Source organism: Luteibacter sp. OK325 (assembly GCF_003050935.1).
Lineage (GTDB): Bacteria > Pseudomonadota > Gammaproteobacteria > Xanthomonadales > Rhodanobacteraceae > Luteibacter.
Genome location: NZ_QAOX01000003.1, coordinates 192,038 through 212,792, shown reverse-complemented (window position 1 = coordinate 212,792; position 20,755 = coordinate 192,038). Strand labels below are relative to the sequence as shown.

Below are 20,755 nucleotides of genomic sequence, written 5' to 3'. Positions count from 1 at the left end.
CCAGCAGCACCATGACCAAGCGGTATGCGGCCTCGATACGAGGATGGCGGGAAGAAGGGTTCTGGACCATGACGATGGTGAGGCAGCCCGCTTTTCGTGATTCGACGCCTCAGCGCTTCAGGACGATGGAGGAATACCGCGGATCGCAATAGCTCTCCTTAACGGCCTCCGCAAATGGCGTTTGCTTCACACCGAACTCCGCGACTGTATCCACGCCCTTGAAGTCGTCGCCCGCGCTCAGCGCCTTGAGCTGGCTTTCAGTAAATGGCGGCTTGCCGCTGAACAGCGCGAATACGCGCAGCAGGAAGCCAAAGAGCCCGTACGGAATATGCAGGATGAAGGTTTTCAGCCCCTTCGCGCGCTTGATCGTATGGATGATGTCGACATAGTCGATGCGCGTATCGCCCACGACGTCGTAGATCTCGCCATTACGCTCGCGGACGATGCAGTCGGCGATGCAGCGGCAGAAATCGCGCTCGTAAAGTGGCTGGCGCATGTAGCGGCCGTCACCGGGAATCGGGAACACCGGCGTCTTCGCCATGAAGCGCGAGAGCCAGCCGAAGTGCTTCGGATCGAACCAGCCGAACATCAGGGTCGGGCGTAGGGCACAGTGCCGGATACCCGATTCGACGACCAGTTTCTCCTGGGCCTTCTTCGTATTCGTGTAGTCGTCGTTGGAGACGGACACCACGACCGACGAACTGATGTGCACCAGGTATGGCACCTCGTGGCGCTTGATCGCGTCCAGCACGACGCGCGTGGCGTCGATGTTGTTGCGCACGAACTCGTCGGGGAACTTGCTGGTGATCTGCGCGTGCAGCTGCACCGCGCAGGAAGCGCCGGCGAAGGCTTCTTCCCAGGTGCCCGGTACCGCCACGTCAGCCTCGATGGCGACGACATCGGGGTGGAGTTCGCGCAGGATGCCCATGTTGTAGGCATGCTTGTCGATAGCGACGAGCTGGGTAAACCCCTGGCTCTTCAGTTCGACGATCAGGTTCTGGCCGACGAGTCCGGCGGCGCCGGTGATGACGATCTTGCTGTTCTTGTCTGCCATGGTCAGAGGCTGAGGCGCTTGAAGAGGAATTCGGGAATGCTGCGGATGATCGTCATGATGCCGAACCAGAACCACGGTAGGTACGCCACGGACCGGCCCTTGTCGACAGCCTTCACGATGCCCGATGCGATGGCCTCGGGTTTCGCCCAGAGGGCGCCCTTCTTGAACTCACGGGTCATCGGCGTATCGACGAAGCCGGGCTTGATGGTGATGACATCCACGCCGTGCCTGGCCATGCGCTGGCGCAACCCGCTAAGGAACGCGGACACTGCCGCCTTGGCCGAGCCATAAAGGTAATTGCTGGAACGGCCGCGGTCGCCGGCGACCGAAGAGATCACCGCAATGCTGCCGCGGCGCGCTTGCTGCATGCGGTTGGAGATAAGCGTCAGCAAGGCGATGGTCGACGTGGCATTGGTCGCGAACTCGGCCAGCGCCGTCTCCACGGATGCCTCGCATGCCTTCTGGTCCGGGAGCGTGCCATGGGCAATCAGTACGACATCCACATCGCCGAGGTCGGCCCACGCGGCATCGAGGACGGCGGCGTGCGCGGACACATCGTTCACATCAAGGCTGCCGTGGCCGATCTCCGCCGCGCCGCGGATACGCAGGTCTTCGGTGATGGTCTTGAGGCGATCGGCGCTACGTGCGACCAGATGCAGCCGGGAGCCCCGCTCGGCATAGATGCGAGCCGTGGCTTCGGCGATGGCGGATGTGGCGCCGATGATCAGAACTCGTTGCATCGTTACTCCGTGACCCTACGCCAGAAACTTGAAGAAATACCCGGATCGACGAACCGGGAGAAGGCTTCCCACTGGGGGAAGTAGCGACGGAAATGCGCGCCGGACATGCGGGCATCCTTCGCTGGATACACAGCGCCGCCGACTCCGTCCACGATCGCATCGAGGCGGTCGAGCAGCGCAAGCGTCGGCGCGCCGCCATTCGGGAAATCCAGTGCGAGCGTGGCACCGGGCCGTGGAAACGACAGCATCCCCGGCGACGGTTTGTCGCCGAACTGTTTGAGCACCGCGAGGAACGACCCCGCGCCCCCGGCCGAAATGGTCGAAACCAGTTCGGCCATGGCGGTCTCGGCGGCTTCCGGTGGCACGACGCACTGATACTGGAGGAAGCCCCGGGGGCCGTAGATCCGGTTCCAGTTGGCGATGCTGTCCAACGGATAGAAAAAGGGCTGGTAATGCGTCGTCGCGTGGACCACCGACTTCCGCTGGCGATGATAGTAGAGCTGGTTGAACGCACGCAGACTGAGCGGGTTGATCAGTGATATCGGGGGCGTGAATGGCACGCCGAGCGTCCTGTTTCCTGCGGCCGGGCGCGAGTCGGGGCTGGCCGGCGCGTGATTGGCGCGGCTGAACAGACCGCGCCCAAGCGCTTTGCCGCTCGCGACGCAGTCGATCCACGACACCGTGTACTCGTAATCACGATCCGATGCGCGCGAAAGCTCGAAGAATTCCGACAGGTTGCCGAACCGGTGATTCTCCGCGGACATCCAGGGCCCGGCGATGCGCCGCAGCTGGATCGCTGCCCAGGTCACGACACCGGTGAGGCCAAGGCCGCCGACGGTTGCCGCGAACCACTCAGCATTTTCCGTGGGGGTGCAGCGCAAACGCGTGCCATCGGTACGCAGCAGTTCGAACGCGAGCACATGGTGGCCGAACGTCCCCGCGCGATGATGGTTCTTCCCGTGCACGTCGTTGGCAATGGCGCCACCGACCGTCACGAAGCGCGTGCCAGGGGTGACCGGAAGAAACCACCCTTGCGGCACGGCAAGGTCGAGGATCTCGGAGAACAGCACGCCCGCTTCGCAGGTCAGGGTGCCGCTTGCCGGGTCAAAGGCGATGAAGTGATCGAGACCACGCGCGGCCAGCAACACGCCACCGTCATTCAGGCAACTATCGCCGTAGCTGCGAGCGTTGCCCAGGGGAAGTACAGGCACGTCGCTCTTCGGCAAGGATGCGTGGCGGTCCGACAGGGCGACGACCTTCTCGGTCGTGACCGGGTAGCGGCCCCAGGAGCGTCCCGCGGCCGCCATCAGATCGCCGCGGCAACGATGACGGCCGCGATCACGCCGAGAATCTGGCTGGTCCGGTCCATCACGGCGAATACCACCGGATCGTCGTGCATGACGCCACGATGAGCGATGGCCCAGGTGCGGCTGATCCAATAAAGCAGGAGCGGGCAGAGCATCCACAGGTAGTGCGGATGGCGGTAAAGCGACATGCTTGCCGTGCTGTCGATATAGAGCGCGAGCACCAGGACGGCGAGGTAGCCGCTCGAGCTGCCCATCGACTGGATCAGCGGGATGTCGTCGACGTCGTAGCCGCGACCGCTGGCCTTGACCTTGCCGCTGGCCTGCAGGGCGAGCAGTTCGGTGTAACGCTTGACCATGGCCAGGCTGAGGAAGATGAACATCGAAAAGGCGAGCAGCCAGAAGGATGGCTTGGTGTGTATCGCCGCGATGCCAGCAAGGATACGGGTGGTATACAGGGTGGCAAGCACGACGACATCGAGCATCATGATCCGCTTCAGGCGAATCGAATACGCGCTCGTGAGCAAGTAATAGCCGAGCAGCACGGCGACGAACTGGTGCGAGACAAAGAAAGCCAGCCCGAAGCCCGCGATGAGCAACAGTACCGCTGCGATCGGCCCGGCGATCAACGGAAGCGTTCCTGCCGCAAAGGGCCGGTTGCGCTTGCGGTGATGCTGCCGGTCGGATGGCAGGTCCAGCAGGTCGTTGGTCAGGTAGACACTTGACGCGCACAGCCCGAAACACAGGAACGCCAGCAATGTCGTCGCCAGGGCATCGATTTCGAATACTCGGTGCGATGCCAGTAGCGGCAGGAAAACGAGGACGTTCTTGATCCACTGGTGCACGCGCAAAGCCTTGGCCCACGCCTTGATGCCACCAGCGCGCACTTCGAAACGCTTCTCGATCGGGGCAACCTTGGCGGCAGCCTTCGACAGCGCCTGGCCGCTTTCAACGACAAGCGCAGCGCGAGCGTGCTTCCACACGGCAAGATCGACCGGCGCGTTGCCGATGTAATCGAAACCCTTGTCGCCAAAGCGATCGACCAGTGCTTTGGCCTTGTTCGATCCGGAGAGATTGACGTGGCCGTCGCTGGCGATGATTTCGTCGAAGACCGCCGCGTGCTCGGCGACGGGCGTCGCCAGTTTGACGTCCGAGGCGGTGCAGAGGACGACATGCCGTTCCGCCCGCTGCTCCCTCAGCCAGGCGATCAACTCACCGTTGTATGGGAGTGCGGAGGGGTCCAGTTCGACCCGCCGCGCAATCTGTTGCTTGAGATGCGCTTTGCCCCGAAGGAGCCAGCCGAACATCGAAAAGATCGCCAGGGGCTGGTGGGCGAGCAGCGCCAGCGCCGACTCGACCAGCAAGTCGGATCGGATCAGTGTTCCATCCAGGTCCACGCAAAGCGGTACACCCGTCTTTGCTGCGTGATCCGTCGCCGTAGCCGCCATTTGTATCCCCTTTCAACCATCACAGCCGCGGTATGTGCCGCGACTCACTCGTACAAGACCCGGGCCGCCATGACGGCCCCGATCGCGAATCAGCCAATCGCCGCTTCCAGCTCCGGCAAAATCTTAAACAGATCCCCCACCAGGCCGATGTCCGCAATTTCAAAGATCGGCGCTTCACCGTCCTTGTTGATCGCGACAATCGTGCCGGCGTCCTTGATACCCGTCAGATGCTGGATCGCACCCGAGATACCAATCGCCATATACAGCTCCGGCGCAATGATCTTGCCGGTCTGGCCAACCTGCATCTCGTTCGGGCAGTAACCGGCATCGACCGCGGCGCGCGAAGCGCCCACGCCCGCACCAATCTTGTCGGCGAACTTGTAGATGATTTCGAAGTTCTCCTTCGAGCCCACGCCACGGCCGCCGCTGACCACCTTGGAAGCGCCCTGCAGATCCGGGCGGTCGCTCTTGCCCTGCTGCAGGTTCACGAAGCGCGTATGCGAGGGCAGGGTAGCGTCGACAGTCAGTGCTTCGACCGGCGCACTCCCGTTCGAAGCAGCCGCCGGCCAGGAAGCCGTGCGGATCGTGGCGACGACGGTCGAGGCGGCGTCCACTTCCACCGTGACGATGGCGTTGCCGGCATAAATGGGGCGCTTGAAGCTGTGCGCACCTTCCACGCTCATCACGTCGCTCACCTGCGACACGCCGAGCAGGGCGGCCACGCGCGGGGCGAGGTCCTTGCCGAAGGTGGTCGAGGGGGCGAAGACGTGGGAGTAACCGACGGCCGCCTTTGCGATCTGCGGCGCGAGAATGGCGGCGAGCGTGTGCGCGTTTTCGGCACGAGCCACAGTCAGCACTTTGCTGACGCCATCGATCTTCGCGGCTTCGGCGGCAACCGCGTCGGGCGCGTCAGACAGTACGATGACGTCGATGGATTCCGGCTTGGTGGCGACCGCGGCGCTGACCGCACGGGCCGTGGCGCCGTTGAGCTTGCCGTCGAGGTGTTCGGCGATAACGAGGATCTTGGACATGTCGGTTCTCCGGTCGGCTGCTTTACAGCAGGCCCTTCTGCTTGAGGGCCGCGACGAGCTCGGCGGCGTCCTTCACCATCACACCCTTGGTCCGCTTGGCCGGGGCAGCGTAGTGCGTGGTTTTGATGTGGTCGGCGGCATCGATGCCCAGCGAGCCCAGCTCGATCACGTCGATCGGCTTCGCCTTCGCCTTCATGATGTCCGGCAGCTTGATGAAGCGCGGCTCGTTCAGACGCAGATCCGTGGTGATCACGGCTGGCAGGTCGGCTTCGATGGTCTCGAGGCCGGCATCGACTTCACGGGTCACCGTGGCCTTGCCGTCGGCAATCTCGACCTTGCTGGCGAACGTGGCCTGCGGGCGGTCCCACAGGGCCGCCAGCATCTGGCCGGTCTGGTTGGCGTCGTCGTCGATGGCCTGCTTGCCCAGGATCACCAGGCCGGGCTGCTCTTTCTCAATGAGCTTGAGAAAGGTGCGGGCGGCGGTCAGCGGCGAGACGGCGTCGGCGGTCTGCACGTGGATGGCGCGGTTGGCACCCATGGCCAGGCCGTTACGCAGGTGGGCCGTGAGGTCCGCCGGGCCGATACCGACCACGATGACTTCCTCGGCCACGCCCTTCTCGCGCAGGCGCAGGGCCTCTTCGAGGGCGATGTCGTCGAACGGGTTCGCGGAGAGCTTCACGCCGTCCGTGACGACGCCGGTGCCGTCAGGTTTCACCTGGATGCGGACGTTATAGTCCACGACGCGCTTGTAGCCGACCAGAATCTTCATTCGCGGTTCCTGTGGGGAAAGGGCGCCCGGAGGCGCTCAACGTAGAGGTAGACGGAGCATTCTAGCGAATCTGGGCCAAGGGGCCGAAACTTACGAGCGCCGGGCGTAGGCGTAGGGGCCTGCGGGCTCGGGTTCGCTCATGATCGACGCCGCGGTAGACGTGCGGAAACCCAGGCTGGACGCGGACAGGGAAACGATCCGCTCCACGGCGTGCGCCATGGTGCCGTCGACCTGGCCTGCCTCCGGGGCGAACTCCGATTCCGTCAGCGGCGCGTCGACCAGCGGCGTCAGGGCGCTCAGGCGGCACCAGAACATGCTTCCGGCCACGAAGCTGTCCGACTCGGTGGACGGTTCAGGCACGCCGGCCAGTGCGCACAGATAGGCGACGTGGGCGGCGTTGGCCCCCCAGTAGAAGCTGAGAGGCTGGACATGCCCTTCCGGTGCGACGACGCCCAGATCCGCGTGCGTGGCGAACGCCTCGACGATGGCCCCGGCACGCTCAGGCGCGGCGAGCCGATCCAGTAGCTCCATGCGCCAGACCCCACCGTCTTCCCGATGCGTCGACCGCTTGGTATGCAGCTTGAGGACCACGTCCTCGCCCTCGTCACGCAACCGCGCAGCCACCTTCAGGAAAGGCAGGATGTCCCGCCCCCGGTTGGGCGACACGAACAGTTCCGCCTCGAACGACAGCCTGGCGAGCTCGCGGCGGACGGCATCCTCGCGCTCGGTAGGCACCGTAAGGACCACGCGGAAGGGTAGCCCCGTCGCCCGGATCGCGTCGACGATTTCCTCCAGCAGTTCGACGTACCAGACATGGACCACGGCGCAGGGACGCGTCGGCGCGGCCCGCTCGGCGGTGAATGCTCGGCGGATCGCCTCGAGCCACGCATAACCGTATTTCGTATCGGGCTCGAGCACAGCCCCTTCAGCCCACTCGTTCCATGCATTCACGAAGACGAGGGGCGCGGTCGGCGCACGGCGCCGGGCGAGCGCGATCGCCTCGCGAGTCCACGACGAAAACGCGCGGGGCGTTGCGTGCACCAGGCTGCGTCCGCGTCCCGCACGGCGCGCCTCGTTGTCCCAGCCCGGATTCACCCCGGGATAGAGAAGGTAGGAAGGCTCCGGCGCGGCGACGCTCGCCTTGGCCAGTTCGCGCCAGTCCAGCACCTGGCCGGCGAAATCAGGATTGATCAGCCGCTTGGTCGCGGTGATCGGAGCGAGACTGGTGTTGTTTGGCGGGAACGCCACGGCGGCATCGAAACCGATGCTGGACGGATCGACGTTGTCGAAACTCTGTACGTACGCAAGGTGGATCTCGCCGATGCCGTTCTCCCGGCACCATGTGCGCCAACGCGTCGCCGTTGCACGCGGTTCTGGAAGGAGCCCCGGGCGGTAGACCAGCAGCATGGGTTTGCCGTCGACGCGCAAGTAGCGTGCGTCGCGCAGGTAGGGTGCTACGTACGCGATAAAGGCTAAATCGTCCTCGGCGCTGTGCTTCTGGCTGATCAGCAGGTCTTCTTCACGGCCATCCCAGCGGCGCGACCAGTTCTCATTGGCCCAGCACAGGCAGACCGGCAGGTCGAGCGATGGGTCGTCCAGCCACTGCCGAAGCGGCGCTTCGAGAAGCGTCTTGCCGGCAAACCAGTAGAAATACGTGCAGAACGCTCCGACACCGTATTCACGCGCAAGCGTCATCTGTTCGCGCATCACCTGCGGCAGGCGCAAGTCGTAATAGCCGAGGTCGGTCGGAAGTTTCGGCTGCAGGTGTCCTTCGAACTGCGGCAGTGCCCGCGTGACGTTTCGCCACTCGGTGAAGCCCGGACCCCACCAGCGATCGTTCTCCGGGATCGGGTGGAATTGTGGAAGGTAGAACGCGACTACGGTCGCGGGCAACGGATCGGGCACGGGCGCGTGCTTCCGTTCCACGTAGCCGAGCGTACGGTGCGCCGCATGATCGTACGGCCGCATGGACACCGTGGCTGCCGCCTGCCCGATGGGGCCTGCAGGGACGAGGTCGGCATGACGGGCAAGAAATCGCTGGCGCAGACGGTCTCGCGTCGCGGTAGGCATGGGCGTAAGCCGGAAGCCGAGACGAAGGCTGCGAAAGACCAGGGAGCGGAGGCGGCGTTTCAAGGGCATGCTCAGAGTATCGCGCGACGCAAGGCGTCACGTGCCGCTTCCGCGGAAAAGTGGGCACGGACGTTTTCAACCGCGTGGTCGGACAGGGACGCCCACAGTGACGCGTCGCGGACAAGACGCAGGTAGGCCGCCGCGAACGCATCGGCGGTATCCGCGACCAGCACGTCCACGCCGTTTTCGAGCCGCATGCCTTCGACCGCTACGGTGCTGCCAATTACGGGCAGCCCGTGGCTCATCGCCATGTTGATCTTTCCCTTGACCCCCGCGCCGAATCGCAATGGCGCGATCGAGGCGAGCGACGACGACATCAAGGGCTCGAGGTCGGGCACGCGACCGAGCATGTGGAGGCCTGCGTCGGACAATAACCGGCGATTGCCCTCAGGGACGTCGCCCGCGACGAGGATGTTCGCGCCGGGCACCACGCGACGCAGCTCGGGCAGGATCTCCGAAGCCATCCAGTTCATGGCATCCGCATTCGGCGGATGCCCAAACCCACCAACGAAGAGCAGGTCGCGACGCCCCTCATGACCGCCGGTCCGGCCATAAACCTCGTGGATATTCGAAAGCAGATCGACGTTCGCACTCGGCATCAACCGGCTTAACAGGTCCCGCTCGTAATCGCTGACGACGAAGGTGGTATCGGCCCCGGCGATCAATCTCAGTTCCTGTTCGCGCGTCGTCGCCGCCTGTCGCGCGAGCGATGCATTGCCCGCGCGCTCGGCCGCGCGTTCCTCGCGCAGGAAGTGCAGGTCCACGGTGTCGAAGATCACTTTCGCGCCCGGCGCATACCGCCGAACGAAGCTGGTGTATTGCGACGCGACCATGTGCCGGCTGAGGATCGCCGCATCCAAGTCCTCAGCAAATCGAAGCAGCCAGGACGGAACGCCATCCACCCAGGGGCGTACGATCACCTCGATGCCGAGACGGCCCAGTTCGCGGATCGCGCCATCGTCGGCGCGGCCATCGTCGGGTGCGAATACGACGTGCCAGCCGTCCTCGACAAGCAGGCGCATCATCGATATCAGGCGCAACGAACCCGAATCGCGCGATGCGTCCGGCGTCGCCACATCGACGACGAGGATCGTGCCGCGTCGCCTCGCTTTCGCCACCTCGGCGAGCGCGGTACCCACCGCAGGCTGGGCGGCCAGCGCCTCACGCCATTTGTCCGCGAGCTTCTTCCGGTTGATCGCCTGGAACCGCTTCATCCCGGTGTCCATGCTGCCGTTGGAGCTGACGCCCTCCGCGTGCACCACGACGCTGGTCGGCACGTACCACACCGAATAACCTGCCGCGCGGGCGGCAAAGGCGAGGTCGGTGTCCTCGTAGTAGCCCGGCGCGAAGCGCAGATCGAAGCCGCCTAACTCGGTGAAGACCGTGCGGCGAATCGCCAGCGAAGCTCCCGATACGTAATCCACCTTGCGCGCGTAGCGCACGGCAGGATCGCTCCGCGAATCGAAGCGACCGATGTTCCAGGCGGAGGCATCGGCGAACACCCAGGCACCGGCTTCCTGCAGGCGGCCATCGGGATAGACCAGCTGGCTGCCGGCAATGCCGCAATCAGCACGCAACTCGAAGCAGCGAAGCAACTCCTCGGTCCAGCCTGGCAGCACCTGGGTGTCGTTATTGAGGAAGACCAGGAATTCGCCATGCGCCGCTGCGGCGCCGGCGTTGCAGCTGCCGACGAAGCCAAGGTTGCTGGCGTTGCGCAGGACGCGTAGGCCCGACACCCGGATCAGTGTGTCGACGCTGTCGTCCGGCGACGCATCGTCCACCACGATGACTTCGAAGGCATCGGTCGGTGGATTCGCGGCGATCGATCGCAGGCAAGCCAACGTGTATTCAAGCTTGCCGTAGACGGGAATGACCAGGGAGATTCGCGGCTGTTCGCTGGACGGCAGCGCAAACGGTTCGAATGCCATGTCCAACGGTAGCAGGCTGAGCGAATCGTCCACCTCGGGCCGTGAGGCGAACTCCTGTGAGATGCGCGACACGGTTCCGCGCCATCCACGCAGGGCAACGCTGGAGCGAAGGCGCTGCGCGATGGAAATGGCCCGTCGGTAACGCCAGGTAAGCTTTCCGGACACGTCGTCAGAGGTTCTGGTAATTCGGGCCCGAGCCACCTTCCGGTGTTACCCAGGTGATGATCTGGTAGGGATCCTTGATGTCACACGTCTTGCAGTGCACACAGTTCGCCGAGTTGATCTGCAGGCGTTTGCCCGCGTCATCCTGGACGATCTCGTAGACGCCCGCGGGACAGAACTTCTCGCAGGGGTTGCCGTATTCGGTCGTGCACCGATCGATGCAGATGGACGTGTCGGCCACCTTCAGGTGCACCGGCTGGTCTTCGTCGTGCTCAGTTGCAGCGTAGTAAACGCTGGCAAGCCGATCGCGCGGCGCGAGGGTACGGTCCACGTAATCCTTCGTCGGTGTCTCGTACTGGCCCAGCTTGCCCAGCGACGACCAGTCCGCGTGGTTCTTCATCGTCCACGGCGACCGACCACCCGTGACGGTTTCCCATGCGGCATTGATCAGGCCGAACCACAGGCCCTTGTTGAAACCGGGGCGAATGTTGCGCACCTTCTTCAGCTCGCTCATCACCGCCGAGGCGCGCAGCTTCGCGTCCCAACCGGCAGGATTCAGCGTGCTGGCGACGAGGTGTTCCGCAGCGAGCATGCCCGAGGCGATGGCCTGGTGGGTGCCCTTGATCTTCGGCACGTTGACCAGGCCGGCGGAGTCGCCGATCAGGATCGCACCGGGCATTTCCACCTTCGGCAGCGACTGGAAACCACCTTCGATGATGGCGCGCGCGCCGGCCGAGAGGATGGTGCCACCCTCGAGCAGGCCCTTCACGTTCGGATGGTGCTTGAACTGCTGGAAGGCTTCGAACGGCGAAAAATTCGGATCCGGGTAGTCGAGGCCGACCACGAAGCCGACCGCCACGCGGTCCTTGTCCAGGTGATAGAGGAAGCTGCCGCCGTAGGTGTCATTGGCCAGCGGCCAGCCGGCGGTGTGCACCACCTTGCCCGCTTCGCCGCGACCCGGCGGGAGCTGCCACAACTCCTTGATGCCGATGCCGTAGGTCTGCGGATCGCTGTCTTTGTCCAGGTCGAAGTGCTTGATCAGCGACTTACTGATGTGGCCCCGGCAGCCTTCGGCCAGCACGGTGACCTTCGCGCGAATGTCGATGCCTTCGGTATAACCCGGCTTGTGGGTACCGTCGCGCGCCACGCCCATATCGCCGATACGTACGCCGTTCACTGCGCCGGCCTCGTCGAACAGGGCCTCGGAGGCGGCGTAGCCGGGGAACACGTCCACGCCGAGCGCTTCGGCCTGCGGGGCGAGCCACGCGCACAGCGCGCCGAGGCTGACGATCACGTTGCCGTGGTTGTTCATCTGCGGCGGGTTCACCGGCAGCTTGGTGCCCGAGGCGTGATCGCGCAGTAGCCAGAACTCGTCCTTGGTCACCGGTACGCTCACCGGCGGCGGATTGCTGCGCCAGTCAGGCAGCAGGCGATCCAGCGGCGCGGTTTCGATCACGGCACCGGAGAGGATCTGTGCGCCGATGGTCGAGGCCTTCTCGATCACGCAGACCGTGACCTCCGGATTGAGCTGTTTCGTACGCATCGCGAACGCCAGGCCGGCTGGGCCGGCCCCGACGACGACGAGGTCGTATTCCATGGTTTCGCGTTCGCTCATGGCTGGCTCACTCAATCTTGGCTGGCTTCGGGGATCAACCCGTCATTGTCCGGCTTCCCCCGCGTGCGGGCAAATCGCCGTTTCAAACGGGTCGACTTGCATGAAGTTCACATAGCGCGTTTATGATCGGATCCATGCGCAAGGAGAGTTCATGAATACGATGCCGCCGGTGGCCGACACCGACATGCGCCGCGCCACGCTGCTGCAGATCCTGCACTGGCTGGCGATAGGAAGGGTCCAGCCTCAGGCCCTGTCCGATGTCTACCAGAATGCGATCGAGCGCCTGAATCCGCGGCTCAACGCCTTTGCGGACGTCAGCGTGTCCCTTATCCAGGAGCAGGCGCTCGCCGCCGACCGGCGCCGCCGTGACGGGGTTATCGGCCGCCTCGACGGTATGCCCATCGCGATCAAGGACAACTTCGACGTAGCCGGCGTCCCGACACGTGCCGGCATGCGGCGGCGCAGCGTGTTGCCGGCAGGAGACGCGCATGTGGTGGCTCGCCTGCGTGCCTCGGGTGCCGTCCTGTTGGGTAAGACCAACATGGATGAAGGTGCGCTTGGCCTGGTCACCAACAATCCGTTCCATGGCGCAACGCACAATCCGCACCGTCTCGGCTACACCGCCGGCGGTTCGTCAGGTGGTGCGGCTGCCGCCGTCGCCTCCGGCATGGCCGTCGCGGCGATCGGCTCGGACACCCTGGGTTCGGTTCGCGTGCCAGCGAGCTACTGCGGCGTCTACGCGCTGAAGCCGACGCACGGCGAGATCTCGGCCCGCGGTCTCGTGCCGGCGGCTCGTCGCCTCGATGCGGTGGGCCTGCTGGCGCGCGGCGTGGACGACCTTACCGTCCTCCTGCAGACCCTGGCCGGTTACGACGCCGACGACGCACGCTCGCGCCGCCGTCGCGTCGCGTTTTCGCCGCCGGACTGGGAGCCGGGCAACCTGCGCGCAGGCTTCCTGCCGGATCTCGCGGCGGTCGGCGTCGAGCGCGATGTGATCGACGTGTTCGAGGCTGCGCTGGGCAAGCTCACCGGCGAACTGGGCGAGCGTCGGACCGTCGATTTCTCCGACTGGGACTTCGCCAGGACCCGACGTGCCGGCCTCCTGCTGATGGAAGCTGAGATGCTCAATACCTTCGCGGATGAACTGGCAGACGAGGCCTACCCGGTCTCGCCGGGCTTCCGCCATATGGTCGATTTCGCCGCACGCAAGTCGGCGGCCGACTATGTCGCCGCCGATCGCGTGCTCGACGATGCCACGCTGAAGATGCGCCGGCTGTTTGCCCAGGTGGACGTGCTGGTCATGCCGACCACGTCGCAGGGTGCCTTCCCGCTGGACGGCCCGGTGCCCGATTCGCAGGCTGACCTATGCAGTTTCGCCAGCCTCGCCGGGTGTCCGGCGGTGAGCATTCCGATGGGTACCCTGGCGAACGGCATGCCGATCGGTATGCAGCTGGTCGGTGCGCGCGGTTCGGACCTGAGGTTGCTGGAGCTGGCGGCGGTGTGTGCGTCGTCGCTGGATGCCGAGCCGGTTTATCCGGTCGAGCCCGCTTAAGAATCGCGGTTTCTTCCTGTGGGAGCCGCTTCAGCGGCGATGCTTTTCATTGGTGCACGAGCATCGCCGTTGAAGCGGCTCCCACACAAGCGCGGCCCGGCTATCTGGACGCGCTACCCGTCTCGAAAGTCCACCCCACCACCTCCCGCGACACCTTATCCATCGCCCGCCCGAACGCCTCGACCACCTGCGGCACGTCCTTGCCATCCACCGGCTCGTGCACTTCGAAGCGACGGCTGCCTACGATCTGATGCTTGCGCGTGGCCGCGAGCACGGCGTCATAGCGGATCACTACTTCCGGCTTGCCTGTGGCGTATTCGGCCTGGAACGCGGCAAGACTGCCGCCCAGTTCAAAGTCCGCGCCGAGGTTGCTCTCGTCCGTGCTTAATGCGGCGATCCGGCCACTGTCACGGAACGCATCCGCCAGGCGGTCGCGGAACAGGTTGGTCGAGGTGTCGCTCCACCGGGCGCCGGCATACACCGTGAGCTGGTTGGACGCCGGCACAACCGCGATGCGCACGTTATCCAGCGAGCGCGGCGCGCTGGGCGCGGCGATGCGCAACGCCCACGGCACGGGTGTCGCGGTAGCGGGACGTGCGCCGGGCGCGGCGGGCAGGGTGTAGATCTTCGGCGTCTCAGCCTTGGGCAGGATCGAACACGCCGTCAGCAGCGCGATGAGCAGCGGAGCGGCGAGGCGGGCACGGTTCATGGGGTGAACTCCTTAACTTTCTCACGGCCAAACAGGTAGCCGCTGGGATTTTCGTCGAGGCGACGGGTAATCGAGCGCAGCGACGTCAGGGTGTCGCGCAGCTCGCGAAGCGCAGGGGCCAGTTCGCCCAGGCTTGCCGCACCGCCGTTGATGGCGTCGCTATTGTCATTGAGCAGACGATCCACCGAGGCCATGGAGTGCTCGAGCGAGGCCATGGCGTGCTGCGCACTTTCCAGCGTCGCCTTGCCCTGGCCTTCGATCAGGCCGTTGGCGTTGTGCACCAGCTTCTGGCTTTCGGCCAGCGTTTCGTTGGCCTGCTTCGTCGCGGTGGCGAGCTGCTTGATCAGCGTGCGGATGTCTTCGCGCTCGTCGGCGATCACGCCCGTGGTCTGGTCCAGGTGATCCAGCGTGCGTTCGATCCGATGGACATTCTCTTTAGAGAGCAACTCGTTGGCGCGCGCGGCGGCCTGGCTGATATTCGTGATGAGGTCCTGGCCATTGGCCAGAAGCCTGGCGAACGGTGAGGGATCGGCGATGATCACCGGCACTTCGCCGTCGTGCCCGACCAGCAGCGGGCTGCCGGGCGAGCCGCCCGACAACTGGATGATCGCCACGCCGGTGACACCGGTGAGGGCGAGCTTGGCGCGGGTGTCCTTGCGCAGCGGCGTGTCGCCGACCACCCGCACGCGGGCCAGCACACGGCGTGGATCTTCGGGGTCAAGTCGCAGCTGCATGACATCACCCAACCGGATGCCGTTGTACTGCACGGCACCGCCCTTCGACAGGCCGGTGACCGCCTCGTTGAAGACAATGTCGTAGTAGTTCCACTCCTGGTCCGAATGGGCTTTGGCCAGCCAGACACCGAAGCCGAGGCCGGCCATGACGATGAGGACGGTGAACAGTCCGATCAGGATGTGATGTGCGCGCGTTTCCATGGTGTCAGTCCTTGCCTTTGTGGGCGGCGAAGGTGGCCGCGCGACCGCGCGGTCCGTTGAAATAAGCCTGTACCCAGGGATCGTCGGTGCGGGCGACCTCGTCGATAGGCGCAGCGGCGAGCACGCGCTTCTGCGACAGCACGGCCACACGGTCGCAGGTGGAGTAGAGCGTGTCGAGGTCGTGCGTCACCAGGAACACGGTGAGGCCCAGCGCATTGCGCAAGGTCACGATGAGGCTGTCGAAGGCCGCGGCGCTGATCGGATCCAGGCCGGCGGTCGGTTCGTCGAGGAAAAGAATCTCCGGATCCAGTGCGAGCGCGCGGGCGAGGGCGGCGCGCTTGATCATGCCGCCGGAGAGTTCCGACGGATATTTTCGGCCCGCATCCACCGGCAGGCCGGACAGGGCGAGCTTCACGCCGGCCAGGCGCGTCGCGTCCATGCGAGGCAGGCCGGCATGTTCGATCAGCGGCAGCGCCACGTTCTCGGCCACGGTCAGCGACGAGAACAACGCACCGCTCTGGAACAGCACGCCGAACCGACGTTCCACCTGCGAGCGGCGTTCTTCCGGAAGTGACAGCAGGTTCTCGCCGAAGACGCGCACTTCGCCGGCGATCGGCCGCACCAGGCCAATGATCGTGCGTAGCAATACCGACTTGCCCGTGCCGGACCCGCCGACGATGCCGATGATCTCGCCTCGGTAGACATCGAGGTCCAGGTTCTCGTGGACGGTCTGGCTGCCGAACCGGTTGATCAGTCCGCGCACTTCAATGACGGTTTCACCCTTCACCAGCCCATCTCCATATAGAAGAGTGCGGCGAGGGCATCGAGCAGGATCACCACGAAGATCGACTGGACCACGGCCGACGTCGTGTGTTCGCCCACCGACTGCGCACTGCCGGACACCTTGAAGCCTTCCATGCAGCCGATCACCCCGATCATGAAAGCGAATACGGGTGCCTTGGCGATACCGACCAGGAACTGGGTCAGCGACATGTCCGCCTGCAGCATCGACAGGAACATCGACGGCGACATCTTGAGTACCGCGAGGCAGACCACGCCGCCGCCGACGATGCCGGCGATCATGGCGATGAAGGTGAGTAGCGGCAGCGACACCAGCAGGGCGAGTACGCGCGGGAGCACGAGCAGCTCGACCGGATCGAGGCCGAGCGTGCGGATCGCATCGATTTCCTCGCGCGCCTTCATCGAGCCGATCTGGGCGGTGAACGCGCTGGCGGTGCGGCCGGCGAGGAGGATGGCGGTGAGCAGCACACCGAACTCGCGAAGGAAGGCGAAGCCGATCAGGTCGACGGTAAAGATGCTGGCGCCATAACTGGCGAGCGCCGTTGAGCCGAGGAAGGCGACCACCGCGCCGACCATGAAGGAAAGCAGGGCCAGGATCGGCACCGCGTCGAGCCCGGTCTGCTCGATGTGCGAAACCAGCGCGGTCATGCGCCAGTGCCTGGGCCGCAGCACCGTGCTGGCGAAACCCTGCAGGGTGATCCCGATAAAGGCCAGCAGCTTTAACGTCTGTTTCCAGAACGAGCCCATGCCCTTGCCGATGCGCTCGAGCAGGACCACGAAGCCGGCATCCCTCGGCTTCTTCACACCCTTGCAGTAGGTGTCGATTGCATCGCCGACGGTCTTCAGCAGGGCCCGCCGCGCCGGTGGCAGCGACTCGTCCTGGGACAGCGTCTGGGTGCGCCGGCTGCCCAGCATCTCGGCGATGACGAACGCGCCGGAGGTGTCCATGGCGCCGAGGGCGTGGATGTCCACGTGCACGTCGTTACCTACCGTCCCGGCCAGTTCGTTGGCCCGGGCCTGCAGTTCCATGTAGTGGACGAGCGTCCAGTCCCCGGTCAGGGCAAGGCGCGCACCGCCCGCATCGCGGGTGAGAATGGCCGAGCCGGGAGCGGATGGGAGCGTCATGGGCGAAGGCTAGCAGATGCCGATGCTGCGTTTGCGCTTGGCCTGACGGGCACCGCGGCCCGATAATACGAGGCTGTTCCCGCCGACATTCCCCTGCAAGGTACGACGATGACCGACAAGACCGAACTCAACGCCTCCCACCGTGAACTCGGTGCCCGCATGGTCGACTTTGGCGGCTGGGATATGCCGATCGCCTACGGTTCGCAGATCGAGGAGCATCACTCGGTGCGCAAGGACGCCGGCATGTTCGACGTCTCCCACATGACCGTGGTCGACCTCACCGGCGAGCGCACCCGCGAGTTCCTCCGCAGGCTGGTCGCCAACAATGTCGACAAGCTGACCAAGTCGGGCAAGGCGCTCTATACCTGCATGCTCGACGAGACCGGCGGGGTGATCGACGACCTCATCGTCTATTTCCTGCGTGAGGACTTCTTCCGCCTGGTGGTCAACGCCGCCACGCGCGCCAAGGACCTGGCCTGGATCGAAAAGCAGGGCGCCGCCTTCGGCATCACGGTGCGTGAGCGTCCGGAGTTTGGCATGGTCGCCGTGCAGGGCCCGAACGCCCGCGAGAAACTGATCGGCCTGCTGCCGGAAGACGTTCGCGTGAAGGCGACCAAGCTCGGCAAGTTCGCCGCGATCGAATGTGAAGGCCCGAACGGCATGCCGCTGTTCCTGGCTCGCACCGGTTACACGGGCGAGGACGGTTTCGAAGTGGTCGTGCCGAACACGCGCGTCGTCGAGCTCTGGAATCTCCTGCGTGACGCCGGCGTCGCCCCGGCCGGCCTGGGTGCGCGCGACACGCTCCGCCTGGAAGCCGGCATGAATCTCTACGGCCAGGACATGGACGAGACCGTGACCCCCTGGGAGGCCTCGCTCGCCTGGACCATCTCGCTGGACGAAGGTCGTGACTTCATCGGCCGCGACGCGCTCGAGAAGCAGAAGGCCGACGGTGTACCGCGCGTGATGGTCGGCCTGGTCATGGACGAGAAGGGTGTCCTTCGTCACGGGCAGAAAGTCCTCGCCGCCAACGGTGAAGGCGAAATCCTTTCCGGCGGTTTCTCGCCGACCCTCGGCAAGTCGGTCGCCTTCGCGCGCCTGCCCGCCGGTGAGCACGGCGAGGTCCGCGTCGACATCCGCGGTCGCGAGGTACCGGTGCGCGTGGTGAAGTTCCCCTTCGTCCGCGACGGCCAGCCGATGCCGGGCATCGTCGACGGCTGATCCCGCTACACACATATATATATATGTGTGAATGGCGAAGGGGCGGCCGGGAGGTCGCCCCTTCGCGTTTGTCGGCGATGGGGCGTCTCAGCGGTTCTTCACCTCGTAAGGCGTGAGCACCATCCGCGCGTTATCGCGCGCGCCCGACAGTGGTCGTTCGTCGGTGCCGTAGTTGCCGCCGCGCTCGATCACGTAGAACGAATCGATGTAATCGTTTGAGTTCGTGAACCACTGTTCCGGCATCGCCTTCAGAACCTGGTCAGCGATCTTCGTCACGCCTGTCACGATAAGGGCCGGCGGTGCTTCCGGTGCGATCAGCAGGGAAAGATCGCCCACGGCGGCGATCACGGACGTGGCGAGTGCCTGGAAGTTCGTGTTGCCGTCTTCCTCGAACAGCTGCACGTTGACGTAGTTGCTGCCGTAGTCGGTCCAGTTGATGAGATCCATGCCGGGGGTGTACCAGCGCTTGTCGCGGTCCAGCCAGGGCATGTCCTTGGTGATGACCTGAGCCTTTCCATCGGGTCCGATGCCCGACACGATCGCGAAGACCTCGGCGTCGCCCTCGATGTCCGGCTCCTGGTCCCTCGTCAGATAAATGCTTTTAAGCAGGGTGAGCTGCTCGACGGGGCGGTCGGCAGTGAGGCGAGCGGACATCGCGCTGGGGCGCGGCGCACGGCGCTGGGGTGAAGCGCTGTTGCCCTGCAGCGCTGAGTTCATCACGCCGACACCGGCGCGCAGCGCCGCGCTGCTGTCCGATTCGACGATCAGCATGGGGACCGAGGGCACGGCGTCGAGGTTATAGCGATGCTCGACACCGGCGGGGTCGAACGCGACGACCTGCTTGGCCCCCGAGGCCGGATCGCGACTGATCGTGCCGCTCCAGAATTCGTCGGCCGCCGGAAACGGCCGTGTCACGTCGACGCCGTGGACGCGCACGTCGATCATGGCGTCGAGTGCGCCGGTCAGTCCGCGCAGTTCGATCGCCCGCCTTTCCAGGTCGCGCAAGTGGGTAACTTCGTCGACGCTGGCTGGGGTGTGGATGTCGCGAAGGACATCGGCAAGGGATGCCTTGCCCTTGACCAGGTGCTCATGCAGGGCGCGGTCGAAGGCCGGATCGGCCGCGAGGGTCGCCACGCTGCGGGCGAGCTCCTCACGGGCTTCGCCGATCGTGGCGATGTCCCTGGCCATGAGGGAGGTGGGTACCACGGCAAGCGCGAACGCCGTGCCGAGCAGGCGGGTAGTGAGAATCCGATTCATGGGGTGCTCCATTTCGAGAGAGAGGGCGTGCGCCTTATAAGGGGGAAGGGCAACGCCATCGCGGTGTCGGGAATCCCCGGGGCCGCCAGACGAAACTAGCGCGCATGGAAAGCGGTGTGATGCAGGCGAAAGCACCGGCGCTGTGTCAGCGATTGCCCCGCAACGACGCTTTCCCGCGCCGCACATCCCGGTACAATTGACCGGCGCACCACCCAGCCCCGGCCCCGATACAACGAGGATCTCCCCATGAGCGACAAAGAAATTCCCGGCGACCTGAAATTCCAGAAGACCCACGAGTGGGTGCGTGTCGAGGATGACGGCACGGTCACGGTCGGTATCTCCGACCACGCGCAGGGCGCGCTCGGCGATCTCGTCTACGTCGAACTGCCGGAAATCGGTGCGAGCGTCCAGGTTGGCAGCGGCGTCGCCATCGTCGAGTCGGTCAAGGCGGCCTCTGACATCTACGCGCCGGTCTCGGGCGAAGTCATCGCCGTGAACGTGGTCCTCAGCGACAAGCCGGAAACGATCAACGAAGACGCATTCGGTGACGGCTGGATTTTCAAGTTGAAGCTCAGCGACAGGTCCGAACTCGACAACTTGTTGACCGCCGATGAGTACGCCGAGGTGGCCGAGAACGACGACCACTGATCCGGTTCGGCACGTTCGATTCGCATGCCGGTCGTCCTCGACCGGCATTTTTTTGTCCCGAACGGCCCTTCGGCGAAATTTTTTTTCACCCTCAGTAGCGCTCCGTTCATCCGCAAAATCGACCCCGACAGGTCGTGTCGGACGGCGCCTATTTTCTTCCCGGTCGTCGTGTGCCGTCGGCTCATTGTTCGCAACGACGAACGAAAAAACATCTTTATTTAAGCTATTTGCTGAACCGATTCTCTGTGCGAGTGTTTTTTATTTTGGATGTCCATTAGCTTTCGGACGTCCCGGATAATCCCTCATCGCGGTCCGCGAGAGGCCGCCGG

At 64.8% G+C, this 20,755-nt stretch carries 17 protein-coding genes; 3 read left to right on the top strand and 14 right to left on the bottom strand.

Annotation, left to right across the window (positions count from 1 at the left end):
• Positions 1–109: 109 nt before the first annotated feature.
• The 9 genes from C8J98_RS08725 to C8J98_RS08685 all read right to left on the bottom strand — a co-directional run bounded on the left by C8J98_RS08725 (position 110) and on the right by C8J98_RS08685 (position 12,181).
• Positions 110–1,054 (bottom strand): NAD-dependent epimerase/dehydratase family protein, encoded by a 945-nt coding sequence (locus tag C8J98_RS08725; protein WP_107912805.1) that lies wholly within the window; start codon positions 1,052–1,054, stop codon positions 110–112.
• A gap of 2 nt (positions 1,055–1,056) precedes the next feature.
• Complete coding sequence (locus tag C8J98_RS08720) at positions 1,057–1,794, bottom strand: SDR family oxidoreductase (protein WP_107912804.1); 738 nt, start codon at positions 1,792–1,794, stop codon at positions 1,057–1,059.
• A 2-nt stretch (positions 1,795–1,796) separates the two neighbouring features.
• Positions 1,797–3,101 carry an FAD-binding oxidoreductase gene (locus tag C8J98_RS08715; protein ID WP_107912803.1) on the bottom strand — a complete coding sequence of 435 codons (1,305 nt, stop codon included), beginning with the start codon at positions 3,099–3,101 and terminating at the stop codon, positions 1,797–1,799.
• Positions 3,101–4,546, bottom strand: a complete 1,446-nt coding sequence (locus C8J98_RS08710) for a UbiA family prenyltransferase (protein WP_107912802.1) — start codon at positions 4,544–4,546, stop codon at positions 3,101–3,103. The genes C8J98_RS08715 and C8J98_RS08710 overlap by 1 nt, the downstream gene beginning before the upstream one ends.
• A gap of 89 nt (positions 4,547–4,635) precedes the next feature.
• Positions 4,636–5,577: an electron transfer flavoprotein subunit alpha/FixB family protein gene (locus C8J98_RS08705; RefSeq protein WP_107912801.1), complete on the bottom strand. Its 942-nt coding sequence runs from the start codon at positions 5,575–5,577 to the stop codon at positions 4,636–4,638.
• Between the two features lie 22 nt (positions 5,578–5,599).
• Positions 5,600–6,346: an electron transfer flavoprotein subunit beta/FixA family protein gene (locus tag C8J98_RS08700; RefSeq protein WP_107912800.1), complete on the bottom strand. Its 747-nt coding sequence runs from the start codon at positions 6,344–6,346 to the stop codon at positions 5,600–5,602.
• A gap of 90 nt (positions 6,347–6,436) precedes the next feature.
• Positions 6,437–8,491, bottom strand: a complete 2,055-nt coding sequence (locus tag C8J98_RS08695) for a glycoside hydrolase family 99-like domain-containing protein (protein ID WP_107912799.1) — start codon at positions 8,489–8,491, stop codon at positions 6,437–6,439.
• The gene (locus C8J98_RS08690; protein ID WP_233260170.1) at positions 8,488–10,569 is read right to left on the bottom strand and encodes a glycosyltransferase; all 2,082 of its coding nucleotides are present in this window, start codon (positions 10,567–10,569) and stop codon (positions 8,488–8,490) included. The genes C8J98_RS08695 and C8J98_RS08690 overlap by 4 nt, the downstream gene beginning before the upstream one ends.
• Before the next feature lie 4 nt (positions 10,570–10,573).
• On the bottom strand, positions 10,574–12,181 hold the full coding sequence (locus C8J98_RS08685) for an electron transfer flavoprotein-ubiquinone oxidoreductase (RefSeq protein ID WP_107912798.1): 1,608 nt from the start codon (positions 12,179–12,181) through the stop codon (positions 10,574–10,576).
• Between the two features lie 151 nt (positions 12,182–12,332).
• Between C8J98_RS08685 and C8J98_RS08680 the strand changes: the two genes are divergently transcribed.
• Positions 12,333–13,733, top strand: coding sequence for an amidase (locus tag C8J98_RS08680; protein ID WP_107912797.1), 1,401 nt, complete (start codon positions 12,333–12,335; stop codon positions 13,731–13,733).
• Between the two features lie 100 nt (positions 13,734–13,833).
• On the opposite strand, the gene C8J98_RS08675 is transcribed toward C8J98_RS08680, so the two are convergent.
• From C8J98_RS08675 to C8J98_RS08660, 4 genes are read right to left on the bottom strand one after another with little or no spacing between them, the layout of a single operon-like run.
• Positions 13,834–14,442 (bottom strand): ABC-type transport auxiliary lipoprotein family protein, encoded by a 609-nt coding sequence (locus C8J98_RS08675; protein WP_107912796.1) that lies wholly within the window; start codon positions 14,440–14,442, stop codon positions 13,834–13,836.
• The gene (locus C8J98_RS08670; RefSeq protein WP_107912795.1) at positions 14,439–15,377 is read right to left on the bottom strand and encodes an MlaD family protein; all 939 of its coding nucleotides are present in this window, start codon (positions 15,375–15,377) and stop codon (positions 14,439–14,441) included. Before C8J98_RS08670 ends, C8J98_RS08675 begins: the two co-directional genes overlap by 4 nt.
• Positions 15,378–15,381: 4 nt before the next feature.
• A complete protein-coding gene (locus C8J98_RS08665) occupies positions 15,382–16,164 on the bottom strand; it encodes an ABC transporter ATP-binding protein (protein ID WP_107912794.1) in 783 nt (260 codons plus the stop codon).
• On the bottom strand, positions 16,161–17,303 hold the full coding sequence (locus tag C8J98_RS08660) for an ABC transporter permease (RefSeq protein ID WP_107912793.1): 1,143 nt from the start codon (positions 17,301–17,303) through the stop codon (positions 16,161–16,163). Before C8J98_RS08660 ends, C8J98_RS08665 begins: the two co-directional genes overlap by 4 nt.
• A gap of 108 nt (positions 17,304–17,411) precedes the next feature.
• Here C8J98_RS08660 and gcvT point away from each other — a divergent pair, with 108 nt between their 5' ends.
• The gene (gene gcvT / locus C8J98_RS08655; protein WP_107912792.1) at positions 17,412–18,521 is read left to right on the top strand and encodes a glycine cleavage system aminomethyltransferase GcvT; all 1,110 of its coding nucleotides are present in this window, start codon (positions 17,412–17,414) and stop codon (positions 18,519–18,521) included.
• Between the two features lie 87 nt (positions 18,522–18,608).
• Here gcvT and C8J98_RS08650 read toward each other — a convergent pair whose 3' ends face one another.
• A complete protein-coding gene (locus tag C8J98_RS08650) occupies positions 18,609–19,778 on the bottom strand; it encodes a DUF3103 family protein (protein ID WP_158272650.1) in 1,170 nt (389 codons plus the stop codon).
• A 246-nt stretch (positions 19,779–20,024) separates the two neighbouring features.
• Here C8J98_RS08650 and gcvH point away from each other — a divergent pair, with 246 nt between their 5' ends.
• The gene (gcvH, locus tag C8J98_RS08645) at positions 20,025–20,426 is read left to right on the top strand and encodes a glycine cleavage system protein GcvH (protein ID WP_107912790.1); all 402 of its coding nucleotides are present in this window, start codon (positions 20,025–20,027) and stop codon (positions 20,424–20,426) included.
• Positions 20,427–20,755 lie beyond the last annotated feature (329 nt).

Coding starts and splice junctions, on each gene's coding strand:
- C8J98_RS08725 (WP_107912805.1), bottom strand. CDS start 1,054: ATGGCAGACAAGAACAGCAAGATCGTCATCACCGGCGCCGCCGGACTC.
- C8J98_RS08720 (WP_107912804.1), bottom strand. CDS start 1,794: ATGCAACGAGTTCTGATCATCGGCGCCACATCCGCCATCGCCGAAGCC.
- C8J98_RS08715 (WP_107912803.1), bottom strand. CDS start 3,101: ATGGCGGCCGCGGGACGCTCCTGGGGCCGCTACCCGGTCACGACCGAG.
- C8J98_RS08710 (WP_107912802.1), bottom strand. CDS start 4,546: ATGGCGGCTACGGCGACGGATCACGCAGCAAAGACGGGTGTACCGCTT.
- C8J98_RS08705 (WP_107912801.1), bottom strand. CDS start 5,577: ATGTCCAAGATCCTCGTTATCGCCGAACACCTCGACGGCAAGCTCAAC.
- C8J98_RS08700 (WP_107912800.1), bottom strand. CDS start 6,346: ATGAAGATTCTGGTCGGCTACAAGCGCGTCGTGGACTATAACGTCCGC.
- C8J98_RS08685 (WP_107912798.1), bottom strand. CDS start 12,181: ATGAGCGAACGCGAAACCATGGAATACGACCTCGTCGTCGTCGGGGCC.
- C8J98_RS08680 (WP_107912797.1), top strand. CDS start 12,333: ATGAATACGATGCCGCCGGTGGCCGACACCGACATGCGCCGCGCCACG.
- C8J98_RS08675 (WP_107912796.1), bottom strand. CDS start 14,442: ATGAACCGTGCCCGCCTCGCCGCTCCGCTGCTCATCGCGCTGCTGACG.
- C8J98_RS08670 (WP_107912795.1), bottom strand. CDS start 15,377: ATGGAAACGCGCGCACATCACATCCTGATCGGACTGTTCACCGTCCTC.
- C8J98_RS08660 (WP_107912793.1), bottom strand. CDS start 17,303: ATGACGCTCCCATCCGCTCCCGGCTCGGCCATTCTCACCCGCGATGCG.
- gcvT (WP_107912792.1), top strand. CDS start 17,412: ATGACCGACAAGACCGAACTCAACGCCTCCCACCGTGAACTCGGTGCC.
- C8J98_RS08650 (WP_158272650.1), bottom strand. CDS start 19,778: ATGAATCGGATTCTCACTACCCGCCTGCTCGGCACGGCGTTCGCGCTT.
- gcvH (WP_107912790.1), top strand. CDS start 20,025: ATGAGCGACAAAGAAATTCCCGGCGACCTGAAATTCCAGAAGACCCAC.